9 protein-coding genes and 3 pseudogenes are annotated in these 21,869 nt (G+C 38.7%); 3 read left to right on the top strand and 9 right to left on the bottom strand.

Features of this window, described 5'->3' with window-relative positions; translation table 11 throughout:
- Positions 1–33: 33 nt before the first annotated feature.
- Positions 34–5,418 carry an ATP-binding sensor histidine kinase gene (locus tag NOS7107_RS17265; protein WP_015114241.1) on the top strand — a complete coding sequence of 1,795 codons (5,385 nt, stop codon included), beginning with the start codon at positions 34–36 and terminating at the stop codon, positions 5,416–5,418.
- Between the two features lie 75 nt (positions 5,419–5,493).
- Positions 5,494–10,908, top strand: a complete 5,415-nt coding sequence (locus NOS7107_RS17270; protein WP_015114242.1) for an ATP-binding sensor histidine kinase — start codon at positions 5,494–5,496, stop codon at positions 10,906–10,908.
- Positions 10,909–10,915: 7 nt separating this feature from the next.
- Here NOS7107_RS17270 and NOS7107_RS17275 read toward each other — a convergent pair whose 3' ends face one another.
- The 9 genes and pseudogenes from NOS7107_RS17275 to NOS7107_RS17320 form a co-directional block, all read right to left on the bottom strand.
- Entirely contained in the window at positions 10,916–11,200 is a 285-nt protein-coding gene (locus NOS7107_RS17275) for a hypothetical protein (protein WP_015114243.1), read from the bottom strand.
- A gap of 69 nt (positions 11,201–11,269) precedes the next feature.
- On the bottom strand, positions 11,270–11,554 hold the full coding sequence (locus NOS7107_RS17280; protein ID WP_015114244.1) for a hypothetical protein: 285 nt from the start codon (positions 11,552–11,554) through the stop codon (positions 11,270–11,272).
- Between the two features lie 113 nt (positions 11,555–11,667).
- Positions 11,668–11,934 (bottom strand): annotated as a pseudogene (locus NOS7107_RS17285) (chlorophyll a/b binding light-harvesting protein); the annotation flags it as partial.
- Positions 11,935–11,940: 6 nt separating this feature from the next.
- Positions 11,941–13,001 (bottom strand): annotated as a pseudogene (locus tag NOS7107_RS27960) (IS630 family transposase).
- A 58-nt stretch (positions 13,002–13,059) separates the two neighbouring features.
- Positions 13,060–13,755, bottom strand: a pseudogene (locus tag NOS7107_RS17300) (chlorophyll a/b binding light-harvesting protein); the annotation flags it as partial.
- A 213-nt stretch (positions 13,756–13,968) separates the two neighbouring features.
- A complete protein-coding gene (locus tag NOS7107_RS17305; protein WP_015114245.1) occupies positions 13,969–15,003 on the bottom strand; it encodes a chlorophyll a/b binding light-harvesting protein in 1,035 nt (344 codons plus the stop codon).
- A 440-nt stretch (positions 15,004–15,443) separates the two neighbouring features.
- Complete coding sequence (locus NOS7107_RS17310; protein WP_015114246.1) at positions 15,444–16,196, bottom strand: alpha/beta fold hydrolase; 753 nt, start codon at positions 16,194–16,196, stop codon at positions 15,444–15,446.
- Positions 16,197–16,371: 175 nt separating this feature from the next.
- Positions 16,372–16,884: a flavodoxin FldA gene (fldA, locus tag NOS7107_RS17315; RefSeq protein ID WP_015114247.1), complete on the bottom strand. Its 513-nt coding sequence runs from the start codon at positions 16,882–16,884 to the stop codon at positions 16,372–16,374.
- Between the two features lie 512 nt (positions 16,885–17,396).
- On the bottom strand, positions 17,397–19,508 hold the full coding sequence (locus tag NOS7107_RS17320) for an acylase (RefSeq protein ID WP_253274450.1): 2,112 nt from the start codon (positions 19,506–19,508) through the stop codon (positions 17,397–17,399).
- Between the two features lie 641 nt (positions 19,509–20,149).
- Here NOS7107_RS17320 and NOS7107_RS17325 point away from each other — a divergent pair.
- On the top strand, positions 20,150–20,887 hold the full coding sequence (locus NOS7107_RS17325) for a hypothetical protein (RefSeq protein WP_015114249.1): 738 nt from the start codon (positions 20,150–20,152) through the stop codon (positions 20,885–20,887).
- Positions 20,888–21,869: the final 982 nt, after the last annotated feature.

Here is a 21,869-nt window from a genome sequence, read left to right on the forward strand (position 1 = left end):
ACACTAAACCTGGAAATCTAAGGATTTAGCAGTATGGTGAGCATCTTTGTTAGTATTCCCGGATATCGCATCAGCGAAGAACTCTATAATGGTTCGAGAACCGTAGTTTATCGAGGATACCGAGAGGCTGACTCATTACCTGTAGCCATTAAATTGCTGAAAAATCCATATCCAGATTTTAACGAACTCTTGTCGTTTCGGAATCAATACACCATTGCTAAAAATCTCAACTCTCCTCTGATCGTCCAAACCTACAGCCTCCAACCATACCAAAATGGCTACGCGCTGGTGATGGAAGACTTTGGGGGGATTTCTCTCAAGGATTGGGAAGTTAAGGAAAGGGGACAATCTTTACAGGAGTTTTTAGAAATTGCGATCGCACTCTGCAATACCTTAGATATATTGTATCGAGAGCGAATTATTCATAAAGATATCAAACCCGCCAATATTTTAATTAACCCAGAAACCAAACAAGTTAAATTAATTGACTTTAGTATTGCATCTTTACTACCACGAGAAACGCAGACATTAATCAATCCCAACGTCTTAGAAGGGACACTAGCTTATATTTCCCCAGAACAAACAGGCAGAATGAATCGGGGAATTGACTACCGCACTGATTTTTATTCTTTGGGTGCAACTTTCTACGAATTACTGACTGGAGTTTTGCCATTTCAATCAAAAGATCCAATGGAGTTGGTGCATTGTCATATTGCAAAACAACCTCCTTCAGTTATTAGAGAAGAGATACCGCAGGTGATTTCAGATATTGTGATGAAATTGATGGCGAAGAATGCCGAATCCAGATATCAGAGTGCGTTGGGACTGAAGTTTGATTTAGAAAAATGTTTAGATCAGCTACAAGTTTCTGGTAAAATTCAAAGTTTTGAAATTGGTCAACGGGATGTATGCGATCGCTTCATCATTCCCGACAAACTCTACGGACGAGAAACCGAAGTATCAACTCTACTGGAAGCATTTGAAAGAGTCAGCCTTGGTGCAACAGAAATGATGCTGGTAGCAGGTTTTTCTGGTATTGGGAAAACCGCCGTTGTCAACGAAGTTCATAAACCAATTGTTCGGCAACGCGGTTATTTTATCAAAGGAAAATTTGACCAATTTCAACGCAATATTCCCTTCTCTGCTTTTGTACAAGCATTTCGGGATTTAATGGGGCAATTGTTAACCGAAAGTGATGTCCAACTAGAGCAATGGAAAAATCAAATATTAGAAACTGTTGGAGAGAACGGCCAGGTAATTATTGAAGTCATTCCCGAATTAGAAAAAATCATTGGCGAACAACCACCAGCAGTAGAATTATCAGGAACGGCAGCCCAAAATCGCTTTAATTTATTGTTTCAAAAATTCACCCAAGTCTTTACTAGCGCCGAACATCCATTAGTGATGTTTTTAGATGATTTACAATGGGCTGATTCAGCATCATTAAAGTTGATGCAGTTATTAATGGCTGATACAGGTCATCTTTTCATCATTGGTGCTTATCGGGATAACGAAGTCAATCCAGCCCATCCATTAATGTTGACTTTGAGCGAAATTCAAAAAAACCAAGCAGTCATTAATAGTATTACTTTAACACCCCTGAGTCAATCCCAAATCAATCAATTAGTCGCTGATACCCTAAAAAGTACAGAAAATTTGGCATTACCCCTTTCACAATTAGTCTATCAAAAAACTAAAGGCAACCCATTTTTTGCCACCCAATTTCTCAAAGCCCTACACGAAGAAAATCTCATTCAATTTAACTTGGAGTTAGGCTGTTGGCAATGCGATCTGTCCCAGATTAATCAACAAGCCTTGACCGATGATGTTGTAGAATTTATGGCGTTGCAGTTAGAGAAGTTACCCTTAGCAACCCAGAATATTCTGAAGTTAGCCGCTTGTATTGGCAATCAGTTCGATCTAACAACATTAGCAATTGTTTCAGAACACTCCGAAGTAGAAACCGCAGCCAATTTATGGAAAGCATTGCAAGAAGGATTGATTTTACCGCTCAGTGATGTTTATAAATTTTATGTAGGGGCAGAAAGTCAAGCCGTTACGCCAGAAAAGTCTCAAAATGTTACCTACAAATTTTTACACGATCGCGTTCAACAAGCAGCCTATTCCCTAATTCCCGATGACCAAAAACAAACGACTCATTACCAAATCGGACAACTGCTTCTACAACAGATTTCCGCACAAGCTAGAGTTGACCGGATTTTTGAAATCGTCAATCAATTAAATCACGGAACTGCTTTAATTACCCAACCAAGTCAACGAGAAGAATTAGCTGGACTCAATTTAATTGCCTGTCGCAAAGCTAAAACTTCAACCGCCTATCAAGCAGCGCGTGAATATGCGACAGTGGGATTATCTTTGTTGTCAGAAAATACTTGGCAGCAGCAGTATGAAATGACCCTCGCCTTATATGAATTAGCTGCGGAAGTAGCAATGCTAAACGGTAACTTTGAGGCGATGGAACAGTTTATTGATATTGTCATTCAACAGGCACGCTCCTTACCTGAAAAAGTCAACGTTTACTGCATTAGAATTCAATCTCATATTTCCCAAAGTAAACTGACATCAGCGATCGCGATCGCCCAACCAATCTTACAACAGCTTGGTATAACCTTTCCTGAAACACCGACACCATCAGATATTCAACAGGAAATCCAAGAGATCGAGGAACTGATTGGAGATAGGCAAATTGCCGATTTGGTTAACTTGCCACAGATGCGAGATGCCAAAAAACTCGCTATTCTTAAGATTGTCAATATCATCAGCCCAGCCGCTTACCTCACTGGTTCAACATTGTACCCATTGCTGAATACTTTGTCCGTTAAACTCTCGATTCAGTACGGTAACACATCGACTTCTACTTTTGGCTATGCGAACTATGGCAATATTCTCTGCAATTTCTTCCAAGCCATAGATACAGGAACACAGTTTGGTTCTCTGGCACTCCAGATTATCTCAAAACTCGATGCCAAAGCCACTAAAACAGAGATTTTGATGCTCTTGGGGTTGTTTATTGTACACCGCAACTCTCACATTCAAGAAACACTACCTCTGTTGCAAGAGGGTTACACCACTGCCATAGAATTTGGAAACCTGGTAATGGCTGGATATAATGGCCACAGTTTTTGTCTCAATTCTTTTTGGTGTGGTCAATCCTTGGCTACCTTAGAGCAGGATATTTCCGCCTACTGCCATAGTTTGATGCAAATAAATCAATTGACAACCGCAAATTATTGTCGGATTTATTGGCAGCCAGTTTTAAATCTGCTGGGTGTTGCAGAACATACCACTTTTTTGTCTGGAAAAGCCCTTGAAGAAACAGAATTTCGACCGCAACTAGAGTCTGCCAAAGATGGATATGGATTGTATATTTTCCATTTGTATAAACTAATGCTTTGTTTCTTGTTTGGAGAAATTGAGCCAGCGAAAAATCATGCTATTGAAGTCAGGCGCTATTTTATGGCTGGTGCGGGATTAGTCAGCGAACCAGTATTTTATCTTTATGATTCTCTGCTAACTCTGGCACAATTAAATCCACAGTTAGATGAAACATCAGAAGCATTGCAGAGTGTCATAGAAAACCAAACCAAATTACAGCAATGGGCGGATCATGCACCCATGAATTATCAACATAAAGTTGATTTGGTAGCGGCAGAAAAATGTCGAGTGTTAGGGCAAAAAGCCGAAGCAATTGAGTTTTACGACAAGGCGATAACTCTAGCCAAAGCCAACGAATATACCCAAGAAGAGGCACTTGCTAACGAACTGGCAGCAAAATTCTACCTAGATTGGGGCAAAAAGCGCATAGCCGGGGAATACATGATTGCAGCCTATTATGCATATTCTCGTTGGGGTGCAAAAGCCAAAGTAGCTGACCTAGAAACTCGCTATCCGCAACTACTTACACCTATATTAGAGCAAACCCGTTCTCCTTTCTCCACTCACGAAACTCTGTTCACATTGGGTAGTGTCACCTCCACCAGTTCGGCCATATCCAGTAGTAATGTTTCTGTGGCTTTAGATTTAGCTACTATTCTCAAAGCTTCTCATACTATTTCCGGTGAAATCGAACTGGAAAATCTACTTTCATCGTTGCTGACCATCGTCATCGAAAATGCGGGGGCTGATAAATGCGTGTTCATGCTTATGCGAGACTCGCGCCTGTTAATCAAAGGGTCAATTACCACAGGTTCAAAGCCAGTTGTCTTGCAGCGTATTCCCATTGAAGATAGCCACGACATTCCCCACAGACTGATTTACAAAGTCTTGCATGACAAGCAAACTGCTGTAATAGTTGATGCAAGTGCCGATCGCACCTTAGCCAATGACCCCTATATCATCCGTAAGCAGCCCAAAAGTATCTTGTGTAGCCCGATTTTGCATCAAGGGAAGTTGATAGGCATTTTATATCTAGAAAATAATTTAGCGACGGGGGCATTTACAAGCGATCGCGTGGAATTACTCAACTTACTCTGCGCCCAAGCCGCGATTTCTTTGGAAAATGCGCGGCTGTATGAGCGATCGCTAGAAAATGCCCAACAATTAGAACAGGCATTACACAACTTGCAAAACGCCCAATTACAAATGGTGCAAAGTGAAAAAATGTCTGCATTGGGTAACTTAGTTGCTGGTGTAGCTCACGAAATGAATAATCCTCTCGGTTTTATTGCTGCTAGTATCAAACAAGCCAAACCTACCCTGGCTGATATTGTTAAACATTTGAAACTCTATCAAGAAAATCTACCAAATCCAGCCGATGAAATTATAGACCATGCTGAAGAAATCGACTTGGATTATACCTTAGAAGACTTGCCCAAGATGATTGATTCCATGTCTATGGCGTGCGATCGCCTCAAAAACATCAGCACCAGTTTACGTACTTTCTCTCGTGCCGATCAAGATTACAAAGTGCCTTTCAATATTCATGAAGGTATTAATAGCACAATTTTAATTTTGAAACATCGTCTCAAGGCTAACGAACAACGTCCCGCTATTGAAGTTGTTACAAATTATGGTAATTTACCTCAAATTGAATGTTTCCCTGGTCAATTAAATCAGGTATTCATGAATCTTTTAGCCAATGCAATTGACGCATTAGAGGAATCCAATCACGGACGTAATTTCGAGGAAATTAAAGTTCATCCTAACCAAATTACAATTACCACATCAATAGCAGATAAATCTGTGAAAATTTCCATTGCTGATAATGGAAAGGGGATGAGTGAAGAAGTGAAACAAAAAATATTTGAACATTTATTCACTACGAAATCTGTAGGTAAAGGTACGGGTTTAGGCTTGGCTATAGCTAAACAAATTGTCGAAGAAACCCACGCTGGAAAGTTGTCTTGCGAATCTATTAAGAGTGAGGGTACTGAATTTATTATTGAAATACCCCTGTAAATTGTATTTCTGATTTACAGATAACTTCAGCTATCTGGGAATACTAGATCCAGAAATCATCAGGATCAGCGCAATATGTTAAGCAACCTTGTTAGTATTCCCGGATATCGCATTACTGAAGAACTCTACAATGGTTCGAGAACGCTGGTTTATCGCGCAGTTAGAGAAAGTGATTCACTACCAGTAGTAATAAAACTGCTGAAAAATCCTTATCCTAGCTTTAGCGAACTGTTGTTGTTTCGCAATCAATACACTATTGGGAAAAATCTCAACTCACCCTTGATTATCCAAACTGATAGCCTAGAACCTTTTCAAAACGGCTATATGTTAGTCATGGAGGATTTTGGCGGAATTTCTCTGAAGGATTATTTCAGTAAATATCAGAGTGTTACATCTCTAGAGGAGTTTTTAGAAATTGCGATCGCACTGTGCAACACCTTAGATATTCTCTATCAAAATCGCATTATTCATAAAGATATCAAACCCAGCAATATCTTAATTAATCCTGAAACCAAACAAGTAAAATTAATTGACTTTAGCATTGCATCACTTCTACCACGAGAAACGCAAACCCTTGTTAACCCTAATGTGTTGGAAGGAACACTAGCTTATATATCTCCTGAACAGACAGGAAGAATGAATCGAGGAATAGATTATCGCACAGATTTTTATTCCCTCGGTGTAACTTTTTATGAATTACTCACGAGTGAGTTACCATTCCAGTCTGATGATGCGATGGAATTGGTACATTCTCATCTTGCGAAAACAGCACCTTTAGTAGATAAAATTAACCCACAGATTCCGGCAATTCTCTCAGAAATTGTCAGTAAACTGATGATGAAAAATGCTGAAGATAGATATCAGAGTGCATTAGGATTGAAATTTGATTTAGAAAAATGTTTACATCAACTAAAAGAAACTGGTGAGATTGAAGACTTTGAAATTGCTACTAGGGATGTGTGCGATCGCTTCATCATACCCGATAAACTCTACGGACGAGAAACCGAAGCAGAAACTTTACTGCAAGCATTTGAGCGAGTCAGTCTTGGCGCAACAGAAATGATGCTAGTGGCTGGATTTTCTGGAATTGGTAAAACCGCCGTCGTCAACGAAGTTCATAAACCCATTGTGCGGCAACGTGGTTATTTTATCAAAGGTAAATATGACCAATTTCAACGCAATATTCCCTTCAGTGCTTTTGTGCAAGCATTTCGCGATTTAATTGGGAAATTGTTAACAGAAAGTGATATACAAATTCAGCAATGGAAACTCAAAATACTAGAAGCTATTGGCGAAAATGGCCAAGTAATTATTGATGTTATTCCTGAAATAGAAATCATTATTGGACAACAACCACCAGCTACAGAATTATCAGGAATAGCTGCCCAAAATCGGTTTAATTTATTATTTCAAAAATTCACTCAAGTCTTTACCAATGCTGAACAGCCCTTAGTGATATTTTTAGATGATTTGCAATGGGCAGATTCCGCATCGCTGAAATTAATTCAGCTATTAATGGCTGATACAAGTCGTCTGTTGATTATTGGTGCTTATCGTGATAATGAAGTTCGTTCTGGTCATATATTACTATTGACTTTGAGTGAAATTCAAAAAACATCAGCAAAAATTCAAACCATTATTTTAACACCTTTAAGCCAATTACAAATCAATTATTTGGTTGCGGATACAATTAAATGTCCAGAAAATTTAGCATGTAATATTTCTGCATTAATTTATCAAAAAACCAAAGGCAATCCATTTTTTAGCAACCAATTTCTTAAAGCATTACATCAAGAAAATATAATTAAATTTAATTTAGAGTTAGGCTATTGGCAATGTGATATTGCACAATTAAAAACTCAAGCAGTTACAGATGATATTGTAACTTTTATGGTTTTTCAATTGCGAAAACTACTGCCAGCAACTCAATATCTCTTACAGTTAGCGGCTTGTATTGGCAATCAGTTTGATTTAGCAACTTTGGCAATTGTTTTAGAACAATCAGAGATTGAAACGGCGGCAAACTTATGGGAAGCATTGCAAGAGGGATTGATTTTACCGATTAGTGATGTTTATAAGTTTTATCAAGGCGATGATCATCAGCAATTAGCATTGTCAAATATTAACAAACAATTAGCAAAGTATAAATTTTTACATGACAGAGTACAACAAGCTGCTTATTCGCTGATTCCTAACAATCAAAAACAAACAACTCACTACCAAATCGGACAACTGCTGCTGCAACAAATTTCCCCAGCCTTCAGAGAAGAGAGAATCTTTGAAGTAGTTAATCAATTAAATTATGGAACTGCTTTAATTACCCAACAGGAACAACGAGATGAATTAGCAGAACTTAATTTAATTGCTTGTCGCAAAGCCAAGAATTCTACCGCCTATCAAGCAGCAGGAGAATATGCCGCAACCGGATTATATTTGTTAGGAGAAAAAGCTTGGCAGCAACAATATGAAATAACACTTGCCTTCCATGAATTAGCGGCGGCAATAGCCTCATTGTGCGGCGAATTTGAGTTAATGGAAAAGTTGATTGATAGCGTGATCGCCCAGGCACAATCTTTGCTAGAAAAAGTCAATATCTACTGCATTAAAATCCAATCTTATGTTTTTCAAAATAAGCCTGTCGAAGCCCTTGATATTGGACAAAAACTTTTGCAAGAGTTTGGGGTAATTTTTGCCGAATCACCAACACCAGTAGATATTCAACAATCAATTCAAGAGATTAATGAACTAATAGAAGATAGAAAAATTGCCGATTTATTTGATTTGCCTGTCATGACAGATCGGCAAATCTTGGCAATTATCCAGATTGCCTATGCTCTCATCCCACCAGCTTACAACTCTGGTTCTATTTTGTGTCCATTACTGATTGCGTTGTCAGTCAAATTATCCATTCAACATGGAAATACAATCATTTCTGCATTTGCTTATGCTAACTATGGCTTTATTCTCTGCAATCTTTTAAAAAATGTAGATGCAGCCACAGAATTTGCTCAATTATCCCTACAAATCATTTCCAAATTTGACGCTAAAGCTATTAAACCAGAAGTGCTTCTGGTGCTGGGAGGTTTCGTTCTGCACCGCAAATCTCACATTAAAGATACCCTCCCACTCTTGCAAGAAGGCTACATGACTAGTCTAGAAGTTGGTAGCATAAAATTTGCTGGATATCATGCCCGTACTTTTTGTAACGCTGCTTTTTGGTGTAATCAACTTCTTGTTACTTTGGAACAAAATGCTCGTGCTTACTACAATGGATTGATACAACTGAACCAAGTAGCACTAGCTAATCATTGTCGCCTTTCTTGGCAGTCTACATTAAATTTGCTGGGTTTTGGGGAACATCCCTGTATTCTGTCTGGAGAAGCAGTACAAGAAACGGAAATTCTGCCGCAGCTAATGTCTGATAATGATATAGCTGAGTTATGTGTGTTCCATTCATATAAACTCATGCTCTGTTTCTTGTTTGGAGAAATTGAACAAGCTCAAAATCATGCAGTTGAGTGCAGTCGCTACTTAGTCGCGGCTCAAGGATTAGTATATGAACCTACATTTTATTTTTATGATTCTTTGACTGCTTTAGCATCTGTGAATTTGCAATCAGAACCAGCATCAGAGATATTTCAACGGGTAGAGCAGAATCAAACTCAGTTACAAAACTGGGCGCATTATGCTCCGATGAATTATCAACATAAGGTTGATTTGGTGGAAGCAGAAAAATGTCGAGTGTTAGGCAAGAATTATGAAGCAGCAGATTATTACGATCGCGCCATTTCTGGGGCTAAAGCTAACGAATATATTCAAGAAGAAGCTTTAGCTAACGAACTAGCAGCTATATTTTACCTCAATTGGGGCAGAGAGCGCATCGCCCAAGACTATATGATTGAAGCTTATTACGGCTATGCTCGCTGGGGTGCAAAAGCCAAGGTTACTGATTTAGAACAACGCCACCCACAACTACTGGTTTCTATCTTCCAACAAACTCGTACTTCTCTCTCAATTCAAGAAACTGTCTTCCCTTTGGGAACGCGTTCTTCCACCAGTTCTTCCACAAGCATCTCCGATTCTTTAGATTTAACTACTATTCTTAAAGCCTCTCAAAGCCTTTCTAGCGAAATTGAACTCAAAAAACTACTTGCATCGTTGTTGCATATTGTTATTGAAAATGCGGGGGCTGACAAATGTGTGTTGATGCTGTTGCGAGATTATTCTCTACAAGACACCCAAGACAATCGCCTACTGATCAAAGGATTAATTATCGTGGGTTCTGAGCCAGTTGTGTTGCAGCGTCTTCCTATTGAGGACAGCCAAGACATTCCCCTGAAGCTGATTTACAAAGTCAAAAATGAGAGACGAACTGCTGTGCTACTGGATGCGACGCTTAATCCGATTTTAGCGAATGATCCTTACATCATACGTCAGCAGCCCAAGAGCATTCTGTGTAGTCCGATTTTGCATCAAGGGAAGTTGCTGGGCATTTTATATCTAGAAAATAGATTAGTTACAGGTGCATTTACCAGCGATCGCATCGAACTCCTCAACTTACTCTGCGCTCAAGCCGCCATTTCTCTGGAAAATGCGCGATTATATGAGCGATCGCAACAATATGCCCAAGAGTTAGAACAAGCATTACACAACTTGCAAAACGCCCAATTACAAATCGTCCAAAGTGAAAAGATGTCTGCATTGGGTAATTTAGTTGCTGGTGTCGCTCACGAAATGAATAATCCTTTAGGATTTATTGCTGCTAGTCTCCAACAAACTAAACCTACTATTGCTGATATTTTTGAACATTTAAAAATCTATCAAGAAAGTTTCCCAGACAAGAGTGAGGAAATTATAAATCATGCCGAAGAAATTGATTTAGAGTATACTTTAGAAGATTTACCAAAGGTGATTGATGCGATGAATATGGCCTGCGACAGGCTGAAAAATATTAGTACTAGTCTCCGCACCTTCTCCCGTGCTGATAAAGATTACAAAGTGCTATTTAATATCCATGAAGGCATTGATAGCACCATTCTAATTCTCAAGCATCGTCTCAAAGCTAATGAATTACGTCCAGCTATTGAAGTTGTTACAGATTACAGTAATTTACCTCAAATAGAATGTTTTCCTGGACAATTAAATCAGGTATTTATGAATATCCTGGCAAATGCAATTGATGCTTTAGATGAATCTAACCAAGGACGCACTTTTGAGGATATTCTAGCAAATCCCAACCTCATTAAAATTACTACATCAGTCAGGGATAACCAGTTAAAAATATCAATTGCTGATAATGGTAAGGGGATGAGTGAGGAAGTGAAACAAAAAATATTTGACCATTTATATACTACTAAACCTGTAGGTAAAGGTACAGGTTTAGGTTTGGCTATAGCCAGACAAATAGTCGAACAAACCCACGGTGGCAACTTGATTTGCCATTCTCTTTTGGGTAAAGGTACTGAGTTTATTATAAAAATACCTGTTTAATACCTTGTCAATCCTCATCTATCAAAACTTCCAGAGTCCAACTTTTCTTATCCAATTTTAACGATTTCTTGATTTGTTTCAACTGCTTCCAAAGTTGATGAATTTGTTTGTAAGCTTCTTCAGGAGACATTTTCCCCCCTGTTTGTAGACTACAAATATAGTTAACTCGTTGAGAAAACTCTTGCAGATGTGCATTAAACGCCATACACTCTGCGTTTAACCGTCCGTGATAGGGATTGCGCGGATAGAGAAAATCGCATAATTCAGCCAGGAAATCAGAGTTAGTATTCATGATTGTTAATTAAGAATAGGTTAAATACAAATCTTCCCAACTTCTACACATACAAAATTAATTTGCTGATCAGCCTTTTTTACCTAACTTCCAGATGCGTCCTGATTGGCAAGCATTACAAGCAGCAGTTTTCGGCTCAAAGTCAAGACAAGCGATCGCATATTCAGAACAAGCCTTTTTAGGGTGTACTGTGCATTTCAGACGATGGTCATTAGTGAAAAATTCACAACTATGGCAAGGAATTTGATGTAATCTCCACAGAAAAATGATTCCTTTTTGAAGAGTCTGCCAAATACTCCAAAGCAATAAAATCATTATTGCCCAAGCTGATAAAGCACAGAAAATTATAGCCATCACTATTTGTTACTCCACAAAAAGTTTGAGGAAATTGCCTACAGTCAAACAATTAAAACCGCAGGCAAAGGAAGGAACTTGAGAATAGCTAGTGTTGAGGAAAATAGAAAGGATTAGGAAATAGTCCGCGCTCTCCAAGCGTGCCAAGCATAGCCAATGAAGGCTAATATCCCTAGAAGAACTTGGATACTTGTCGCTAATAAACGTTCGGAACCGTAAAATTCTGTTGGGAAAACTGTAGTGTTATATCCCACAAAGCTGGCAGAAATCCAAGCCATCAATGCTAAACCTAGTAAACTGTAAGCCAGAATTTCTTCACCATTTTCTATTGGTAAAATTCTTCTCACCCAAGCAAATGGCTGTACGATAATATGCCATATAAGTAGCTAGGCGCAATTAAATATAAAACGCTCAAGAGCATATCCATCCTTAAGGCTTCTGGCTTCAATGCCATCAATAATAGCCATCGCTAAATCATAATTATTATCAAACATCTGTCCAGCAATTTCATGAGTCTTCAATTGATGCCACTCCTCCTCAATTCGATTCATTTGAGAACAATAGGGTGGTAAGAAAAACAAGTATAGTCCTTGTTCTTGCCATTGTTGCCATCGTTGTTTTGCTTTGTTACTCCGATGCAAGGAGCCATTGTCTTGAACAACCACAGTGATTTGACCAGTTTCATCTAAAGTTTGTTGTGCTTTAGCTGCAACCAAATCCATCACTTCAATGTAACGCGGTGTTTTGAACCCACCTTGAACTAAGGCATACTCAAAACTGGTTTGAGGTTCCCATAAACCCAAAATGCTAATACGACCACCACGACTACCTACTTGTGGCATGAGTTTTTGGCTACCAATACGGCTGTAACTATAGCTGACAGGACTCCAACGACAACATCCAGATTCGTCAAGGTATTTCAGTTCAACATAACCATCTGCTGCCGCTTGCTTCAAGATATCTAGGTCTGCTTGTTTAAGTTCTCGTTTGTCTGGATCTTGTTTCCCTTTATGGCTATGACGCGTGCGTTTCCATCTCCAGCCTTTTTTTTGAGCAAACGTCGCAGACGGTCTGGACTGAGCTGTACATTTCTCTGTTGAGCCAACTTTTGTGATAACTGCAAACTGTTATAGGTACGGGGTTCTACCTCTAAACAATGCTCTAAGTATGCTAAGTCCGCTTCCAGCCATTTACGCTTTGCTCCTCGTCCTGCTCTTTCCCACAATCCCCCCAATCCCAAGCTCTGCCATCGCCGCAGTGTTGCTCTTACCGTATGTTCGTGACATTCAAAAATCTGGGCAATTGCTGGTACATTCCATCCTTGAGCATTTAATCGAATCATGTGGGCGCGATCTCGTGTGCGTTGAGGAACGGTTGTCGCTTCTCGCAACTGAGCCAGTGTCAAATCTTCTAAATCTGTTAATGTCACTCGTAATGGAGCAGGCATCTAGTCGCATCTGTTTTTGAACTCACTTTATCTTATATTTAATTGCAACCAGCTACTTACCACCTAAAACTAAAATTCCAGCAATCCAAATATGACCACCGATGACATCTTCTAGATTATCAACGCTGGCTAGTCCTAAAGGATGCCATGTATGATCTTTAAACCCCACTAAATAACTAAAAATTGTGCTGGGGTTGAGAGTAGGGTTAGTAACCAGACGTACATCTCCTAAATGATGATCATAAATGCCCCCAAAAAACATAGCTTTTAGGACTAATAAGAATGCTCCTAAACCTAGAATAATTAAGTGATGTCCTAAAATTAAACTCAATTGTTTAGGGTCATTCCATTCATAGTGAAACTTTGCTGCTCTGCCACCGTTATTGTGCAGAATTGCCGGAGCGCGAAACACATGAAATAGTCCACCTGCACCTAATACCGCAGAGGCAATTAAATGCAGTACACCAATCACAAAATAGAGATAGGTATCAACAACTTTACCCCCAACACCTACTCCCCAACCTAAAGTTGCTAGGTGTGGTAATAAAATCAAACTTTGTTCATACATAGGAATTTCAGGAACAAAGCGAATTACTTCTGAGATAGTAGTTGTCCCTACCCAAAACATAATTAACCCGGCATGGGCAATATGAGCGCCTAATAATTGCCCAGATAAATCAGTTAAACGAGCATTACCAATTAACCAAGGTAATTTTGTATTAGCCGCAAAAGTTCTATCAGTAGAAATTACCACTGTTACATATCCTCTTGAGAAAGGTGCTGAGTTACAACAAACTTCAGGATTTGTCGGAGCATAATTCAGCATCAAAATAGACTTTCTACTTCGCTTTAAAAACTGAATTATGTACTTTACTCACAGAAAATCTGCTATTTGTATAAACTCAGCACGTTAACCTTATCCTTATCACTCAGCGATCGCGATTAAAATTTGACGACTAACGACTGATCACTCAGCACTACTAATGGCATTCAATGACTTTTCAATTTGTCTAAAGTCAACACCAATAGCTCGGAGCGCGTGCCACAAATGACCTTGTAAGAAAAAGAAAGCTAAGAAGAAGTGAGCATTAGCCAACCATGCTCTAGAACTGTAATCGCCATTGGCTAATTTAACAGTATCAGCAAAATAAGGAGTTACACCTAGTTTCAGTTCTAGGGGCGCACCATAGAACTCTACGGGATAAGCTAGGGTGTTGACGGCACAGTAGTAAGCTGCAACAAATCCGGCTAAGGCAATACCACCTAAAGAGTAAGAAAGAATCGCTTCTCCAGAAAAAATTAAAAGCTTTTTCGCCCAAGGTAAAGGTTCTTGCAGGATGTGCCAGATACCACCAACAATGAGAATTAGACCTACATAGATATGGCCACCAATTAAATCTTCTAGGTTGTTAACATTCACAAAGTGGGTTTGATAGCCATAAATCACCAAGGGATTGAGGGTAGGATTTGTCACTACTCTAACAGCATGAATTGTCGAGTCGTATAGTCCTCCCCAGAACATTGCTTTACTCACAAGCAATAAGGCGGCTATACCCAAAAATAAAAGATGATGACCTAAAATCAAGCCAAGTTGTTTGGCATCATCCCACTCAAAGTGAAACTTCCGCGCAAAACCAAGCGTATTTTTTAAGTTGCGTGGTGCTTTGAAGGTATGAAAGAGCGCACCGGCTCCCAGAACGGCAGACGAGATTAAATGCAAGGCTCCAATAATGAAATAAGGGTAAGTATTGACTACTTGACCACCTGCGCCGATACCAATACCCAACATAGCTAAATGCGGTAACAAAATGAGTCCTTGCTCTCCCATCGGGATGTCAGGATTGTAACGAGAGATTTCAAACCATGTAAATGCCCCTGCCCAGAAGGTGGTAAGTGCGGCTTGGGCTACGTGTGCGCCGATAAATAAGCCAGAGAGGTTGGCGAAACGGGAATTACCAACCCACCAATCATATTTGACATTGGGATTATCGTATGTCTGCATTGGTTTATAATCTAGGAGTTGTTGCTAGAAATACTCAAGTATTGACTGATTAACTTCAAGATTCCCAAGAGAAGAAAATATAGCGAATTTAGTCCTTGAAGTTAATTGTTGATTCTGGTGCTGACAAATCTAATTTATTGAAAAAGATTCCTAATAGCAAGCAGTATAATAAAACTTAACAATTAGAAAATACGGTTAGTTTAACAGCAAAAAACAGACGACAATAGTTAATTTTGTCGCTGTCAAATAGTTAGATAAAAAATTAGACAGGGAAGTATTTACCCTGACAGATGTAGACTTCTATGATATATCTAATAAATCAGATTTGAGGGTGTAAGGGTATAGGAGCGGAGAAAATGAGAAATTATCTAATTCCTACTCACTCCTTGGTTAAAAACATCCCCCATCCAGGAGTATTTACGCCCTTATAAAGATATTAATTAATTTCTCAAAATGCTCGATAATTGAGTATCTCTGCTCATTAATTGTAGATAATATGGTTGCCAGAAATTCAATATTTCTTCACCAACTTGTTGCGGATAAAAGTAATGAAAAAAATGATGTCCTTTGGGGCATTCCCAAAGTTCATCTTCTGGTTTCAGATGTTTTAACCATTTTTTCAATACTGGTGGATTCACAATTGGATCATTTTTACTTCCACATACAATCATTGGCATAGAGACACCACCTTGAGGTAACTCAGTAAACTTGAAAAGAGAGTGTGATAAGGCGGTTTGATCTAAATCCCGATTTAAAACAGCTATTAACTTTTTAGTAGTATTATGTGGTTGCTCTCCAAACAAATGACGCACACTATTTGCTAACACCTGCTCACGACTGATAGGAAATACTTGTCTTTGCAGATAATAGTGGACATGCCAAGTATTTGCAGGTTGAGGGGCTACAGCTAAGAGAACAAGCGATCGCACTTTTTCAGGATATCGCCGCCCATAAGTGAGAGCGATCGCACCACCCGCACCATGACCTGCTAAATTTACTGGATAAGCACACTCTGATAAAAATTCATCCAATAAATCCACCGCCTCATCAATCGAATTACCTTCATCTTTACCAGAGCGATATTCCCACTCAGCCACATTCGCATATTGCGATAGGTATTGTAGTAATGGTTTATCGAAACGCTGTAATGCAGGACTAGAACTAATCCAGACAACATCAATATCATCAGACATAAAAAATCTCATACCTCAAAAATTCAGCAAAATCAAATACCACAAATACACACATTGTGTCTGCAAAACTTAGCCTTACTCCGCGTCAACCTCAGCGCCAATTTGCGTTTAAAAACAAAATTAGCTGTGTGCATCTGTGGTTAATCATCAGGTATAAAAACTGGGAATCATCAAACTACAAACCAAATTCCCTCTTCAACTGAGATACCCACTCTTTTATCCGTTCATCCGTTAAATCAGATTGATTATCTTCATCAATAGCTAACCCTACAAACTTGCCATTTTTTAATGCTTTAGAATCGTTAAAATCATATCCATCAGTTGACCAATAGCCCACCGTTTTCCCTCCGCGTTGGGAAATTTTTTCTTCCAAAATTCCCATTGCATCCTGAAAATTATCGCCATATCCCATCTGATCACCAGTGCCAAAATAGGCAATAAATTTACCACTAAAATCTATCTCATCTAATTCTGGAAAAAAGCCTTCCCAATCGCTTTGCAATTCACCAATATTCCAAGTAGGACAGCCCACAATCAAACATTGATACTCATCAAAATCTGTAGCATCTGCTTGAGAAATATCATGTAGTATCACTACACCCTTGCCAAACTCATCCCGAATAATTTCTGCCACAGATTCAGTTTTACCAGTTTGAGTACCATAGAATAAACCAATTTTTTTCGACATCTTGACACCTGATATTTAGAAGAACGAATTGCCATTGATAATTAATAAATGCCTAGACATAGGCATGAGAAAGCAATACAAGCTAAGTCTTTCTGAGCCAATTAGGAGAAAAACAAAGGCTATTATCTGTGCAGCCGTAAATTTTAGTCTCTGAGTGCAATATCTTGCATCAGCTATATGATTGCTTTTCTTATTGATATATATATTCAATAAATTGGCTTTGAGCATATCTTATCAGATTTATTGCAATATATTCTCAGTAGTTCAAGAGAAATTTTTGTAAAAATCAAGATGAGCTAATCAGGAGTAGGTGAACCAGATTTATCTTAGAAGTGCAAAATTAACTAATAAATCACCTAAAATAGCGAAATTTCCTGGATTTTTGCAAAAATCCAGGAAATTATTACACAATATTAGCGGTTTGCTAATTGATAGCTTCTGCCCATGAAGGGTTCTTAATTAATGCGGAAACTCAGATGAGATAAAGCAAGATTCCTGAAAACCAAAAAAACTTAGAAGACTGTACGCTCTTCTAAGTGGACTGTAATTTCTTGCCGGTTACGCCAAACAGGACGCAATCCCTTACGGGCAAATAATTGCAGTTGATCGCCAACATGAGGCGAACTCGGTTGAGTAGCATTACCATAACTCATGAGTGCCTTGGCTTTGACTGGCTGGGAAAACTCCACCGCAGCAACGTAAGAATCTCCATTAACTGCTTGAAAGCGTCCATCCTCTGTTGGGGCGAAAGTGACTACCCGAAAGATGCCTTTTTCTCCATCACCGCCATTAGCAGGTAAGTCGATATTGCTAGACCGCAATCGAAAAACTTCACCCCAAGCAACATCTAGAGTTCCATAGGTCTGCTCTATTTTGGCGGCGACATTTGCTAATGTTTTGACTGCACTTTCAGGGTCAGCTAAACCATCCGGTGTGGTGCGGGGAGATGTTTCATTCCAAGGAGTACTAAATGCTGTATTTAAATCGAGATCGTCCACCCAAAAGTTAAATAGTACAGCACCTTTGCTATTTGCATCGGCTTTACGATCCCATTTGGCGAGAACTTCAGCAGCGCGACGTGCTAATTGATGTTCTGATTTTTGAGCAGCAGGAATCAAATCATCGAGAATTCTGTCTGCTAGTTCCATTTGTGTAGAATGCTTGTAAGCAATCATTTCCTCAAAGGAAATACTTTCATCTTCAGCTAACATTCTGGCAGAACGCTGCGCCCGGAAACCCATTGGCCCCCGTGGTGCCATATAGGATGGATAATTTTCGGCTTTGATGGCAATAGGAAAAGTAGTAGTCCAAGGTGGATCATTGGTATTTTGTAACCAACCACTAGGGGGATCGATGACTCTGGGTAAATCTCTGTATGGGTGCATTTTAGTCCAGAGAGTTTTAGAAGTATCACCAGGAATAATGTTTTGCCAGTAGGCAAAGTCTCCTTGTTGGCGTACCGGAACTAGGCCGTTGAATAGGTGCATAATATGACCTTCACGGTCAGCATAAATAACGGTAAACATTGGTAACTGTAAGCGTTGCAATGCTTTCTGAAATTGGGTGAGATTTTGGGAACTGGACATATCCCACCACTGTTCTAAAATGCCTGGACTGTTTTGACCAACGACGCGCAGTGCTAAAGCTTTACCTTTGTTAGCGCTAACTACAGGTCCGTGAAGAGAGTTTTTGACGGAGAAAATTTGCTCTCGGAAAGAGCCATTTTTTTGCTTAATTTTTAAGGAAAAGTTTGTTGTTTCAAAAGGACGAACTTTGTCATCAAAAAGATAGCCATCTTTTTGTAATTTGAGTTCGTAGATATCCCAACCATCGTGAGTATTGACTGTATGAGTCCAACCTAAATTATCGTTGAAGGCGATCGCTAAAACCGGGATACCTACCAATGTTGCCCCATAAGCGTCAATTCCTGGGGCGATAATTTGAGCTTCATACCATAAAAATAAATTTCCCCAAGGCAAGTGGGGATTGGCTAATAGCATTGCTTTACCGCTGGCTGAACGTTTTGGTGCGATCGCCCAACCATTAGAACCTAGCGCAGATTTGGTGTGAGTTACATCAGCTACCCGTCCCGGATCGACGACAAAAGTAAACAGCAATACTCTTTGTAAGTGACTAAGTACATCCTCTGGCGTGATTGGTAATACTACTTTGACTTCATCGTCAATTAAATCGGGATGCTTTTTGACATAGGTATTAATTCCATTAGCAAAAGCTTTGAGATAATTACGAAATGCGGGATTTTGGGCTTTATACCAAGCACTAGCTCGTTTGGGTACACTCATTGTCAGTACCCATTTATCTGATTCGAGATAATCCTCTCCCCAATATTGTGCAGCTTTTCCCCGTGCTTGACCGTAGAGGCGCAGTAGTAAGTTTCCGTGACTTTGCATCTGCGCCCACCCAAAGGCTTGAAAAGCATCGGGAGTGTTATTTCCATATATATGGGGTATACCGTAAGTGTCCCACAGAATTTCTGTGGATTTAGGTACAGAACTAATACTTTGACTACTAACAACTAAAATGAAAATAATTCCGAGTAGAAAAGGTAAGAATCTGCGTGATACTTTTTGCCAGTGGATAGGGTATTGTGGTTTATTTTTCACAAAAGAAAACATGAGAGTTTGAGTGTAAGATTTTGGTTAATTTGTCAATACTGTTGCCAACGTAAAAGCATAAAGTGCTGAGTACTTTTTTTCTTACTCAGCACTCATTACTGAGAATGATGAAGCTGTATAGAATTCTATCCCTTTTAGCCCTGCTGACAAAAGAAGGATTTAGGGGGATGTGGATATGTGCAACTTCCCATTAAATTGACATTATATGTAAAAATTATTAGAAATCCATTTTTAATAATTTTTATTAATGTATTAACTCTTGCTTGAATCCATCAATTATCGTTAAAGTAATTTAATTCAAATACAAATAAGTCTCAATAATATTAAGGCTTATTGGTATAGACTAGGTACAACGTTTGAATTATTTTTGATTGTTTTTTCTGTTACTTGGATGCAAGAGTTGTTACAGTTACTGCATATTCTCTCACAAATCAAGACAACACACCAAGAATATAAGCAATTGCCATTAATGCACAAACTGCGATCGCTTTAACAAGCAAGGAAATTTTATTAAAGAAATTTAATCAATAGTTTGGTATCGAATAAGCCATCAATTCACAATCTCCCCAAACCCTTGATTTTTCATATCCGGAGTTAGTCCTAATAATTTAGATAGAAACTCTGCATAAATGGAGCAAGTTTTAGAACTATTCATCATCAAAGACTATTGCTTTTTCAAGCATTACTTTTCATCTTTGCTCGCTATACTCATCGGTGGTTATTCTCTGCCTACAATTGCATCAGAGCAGAAACATAAACAAGCAAATGAATTAGAATTACTACAAACAAATATTACAGAAAATGATATCAAAATTATTGAACAATTAGTTACTATTGCCGAGAGGCATTCGTCTGAAGTACTAGAGGCAAAATCTGTTACCGGATGGCGTGCATTTCAGGACGTTATATCTATAGAATTATCTCCCTCTCTAACTACCACAAACTACAACTCTCCTAGTGAATCTGAGGCAAGAGAAAGTAGTTTGTACTTTAGCATTACTCTTGATCCCATCAAGTTAATTAGTGCTTTTGAACAAAAACCAATATTTCAAGCTCGTTTGCATGAAGCTAAACAACAAAAGCGATTAGCTGTTATTCGCCACTATTTAGCCTATGTCCAAGCTCGTCAAGCCGTTAAGATCGCAGCTTATAGGATGCAAAATTTGACAGATAATGAGCGTATTGCCGGCCTTAATCCTCAAACCAAGCGTCCCGAAAGTCTACAAATTCTTGCTAATGCTGAGTATGTAGCAGCAGCAACAGAAATGCTCAATAGTAATACACAGAAACAATTGGCTTTAGAAGAATTAGCAGCCTGTGTGGGTTTATCTACATCAGCCATGATAAACGCGATGAATGACTACTAATTATTCACAGATAGAGTGATGTATGTCTAGCCATACACCGCCTCCTGTAGTAAGGATTTGTTTATTCCAATCTCTTCTACATCCTCGGCTTAACAGTAAAGGATGTTTGAAAAGAAAAGTATTGGGCGAATAGAATTCGCTACTACACAAGCAAAGTCCAACTGCGTGGACTAACACAAAATCAAGCTTTTCAAACCCATGTAGGTGGGTTTCTTCTGTGTAGGCGCGATTTCCAATCGCTTTTCAAACAACCTCTAAGGTCACTAGCTCGTCATCTTAGACACACTCTCACTAATAATAATTATTATCAATTAATTTTAATAGAACTTAATCATAGTATGAAGTAACAGAAAACACAATATAGTAGAGAATTTATTTCAATTAGTAGTTGACTATATGGTGACAAATTATGACTTATGCTGATGTATTCTGCTTGCTGGATACACAGATTTGGCGCATAACAGTTGCTACAGTTACTGTCTTTGAAGAATTAAGTTGTATATCAAACCACCAAAAATCTTTAGACAAATAAATATATGGGATGGTTTATCCGATTATTTTTACTACTCATTTAATTGCAGAATAGTCAAGCTTTTGCTCGGTTGCCTGCATGAAGACACAGTGGTTGCTAAAATAGGCAAAAATGATTGTTTTTAAGTTTATTGATAATTAATTAATATATTACCCCTATTGCTAACGCTATTATTTATCGTTAAGCTAATCGTGACTAAGTGAAAATTAATTGCAATAATATTGAAACTTATTTTTAGGAGTATTCTTCTCACGTCATACTTTGGGTGCTGTTAGTGGTTGACTTTTAGCGAAGGAAACCATCGTTATGAACTGTTATTAGGGTAGGGGGTGCTTGATGGGAAGGTTCCCAGGTAGAGTTAACTTAAATCGGGTATTCAAGAAAATGATTTAAGCTTTGTTGGTTGCCCAGAGCAGAATATCGCTGCGATTGATTATGTGTTGTTATGAA

Origin of the sequence: Nostoc sp. PCC 7107, assembly GCF_000316625.1 — a bacterium.
Classification (GTDB): Bacteria; Cyanobacteriota; Cyanobacteriia; order Cyanobacteriales; family Nostocaceae; genus Nostoc_B.

What these genes read in the sequence shown, in the direction of transcription:
- NOS7107_RS17310 (WP_015114246.1), bottom strand. Translation starts at nt 16,196, where the DNA reads ATGTCTGATGATATTGATGTTGTCTGGATTAGTTCTAGTCCTGCATTA.
- NOS7107_RS17280 (WP_015114244.1), bottom strand. Translation starts at nt 11,554, where the DNA reads ATGGCTATAATTTTCTGTGCTTTATCAGCTTGGGCAATAATGATTTTA.
- NOS7107_RS17270 (WP_015114242.1), top strand. Translation starts at nt 5,494, where the DNA reads ATGTTAAGCAACCTTGTTAGTATTCCCGGATATCGCATTACTGAAGAA.
- NOS7107_RS17275 (WP_015114243.1), bottom strand. Translation starts at nt 11,200, where the DNA reads ATGAATACTAACTCTGATTTCCTGGCTGAATTATGCGATTTTCTCTAT.
- fldA (WP_015114247.1), bottom strand. Translation starts at nt 16,884, where the DNA reads ATGTCGAAAAAAATTGGTTTATTCTATGGTACTCAAACTGGTAAAACT.
- NOS7107_RS17305 (WP_015114245.1), bottom strand. Translation starts at nt 15,003, where the DNA reads ATGCAGACATACGATAATCCCAATGTCAAATATGATTGGTGGGTTGGT.
- NOS7107_RS17265 (WP_015114241.1), top strand. Translation starts at nt 34, where the DNA reads ATGGTGAGCATCTTTGTTAGTATTCCCGGATATCGCATCAGCGAAGAA.
- NOS7107_RS17325 (WP_015114249.1), top strand. Translation starts at nt 20,150, where the DNA reads ATGGAGCAAGTTTTAGAACTATTCATCATCAAAGACTATTGCTTTTTC.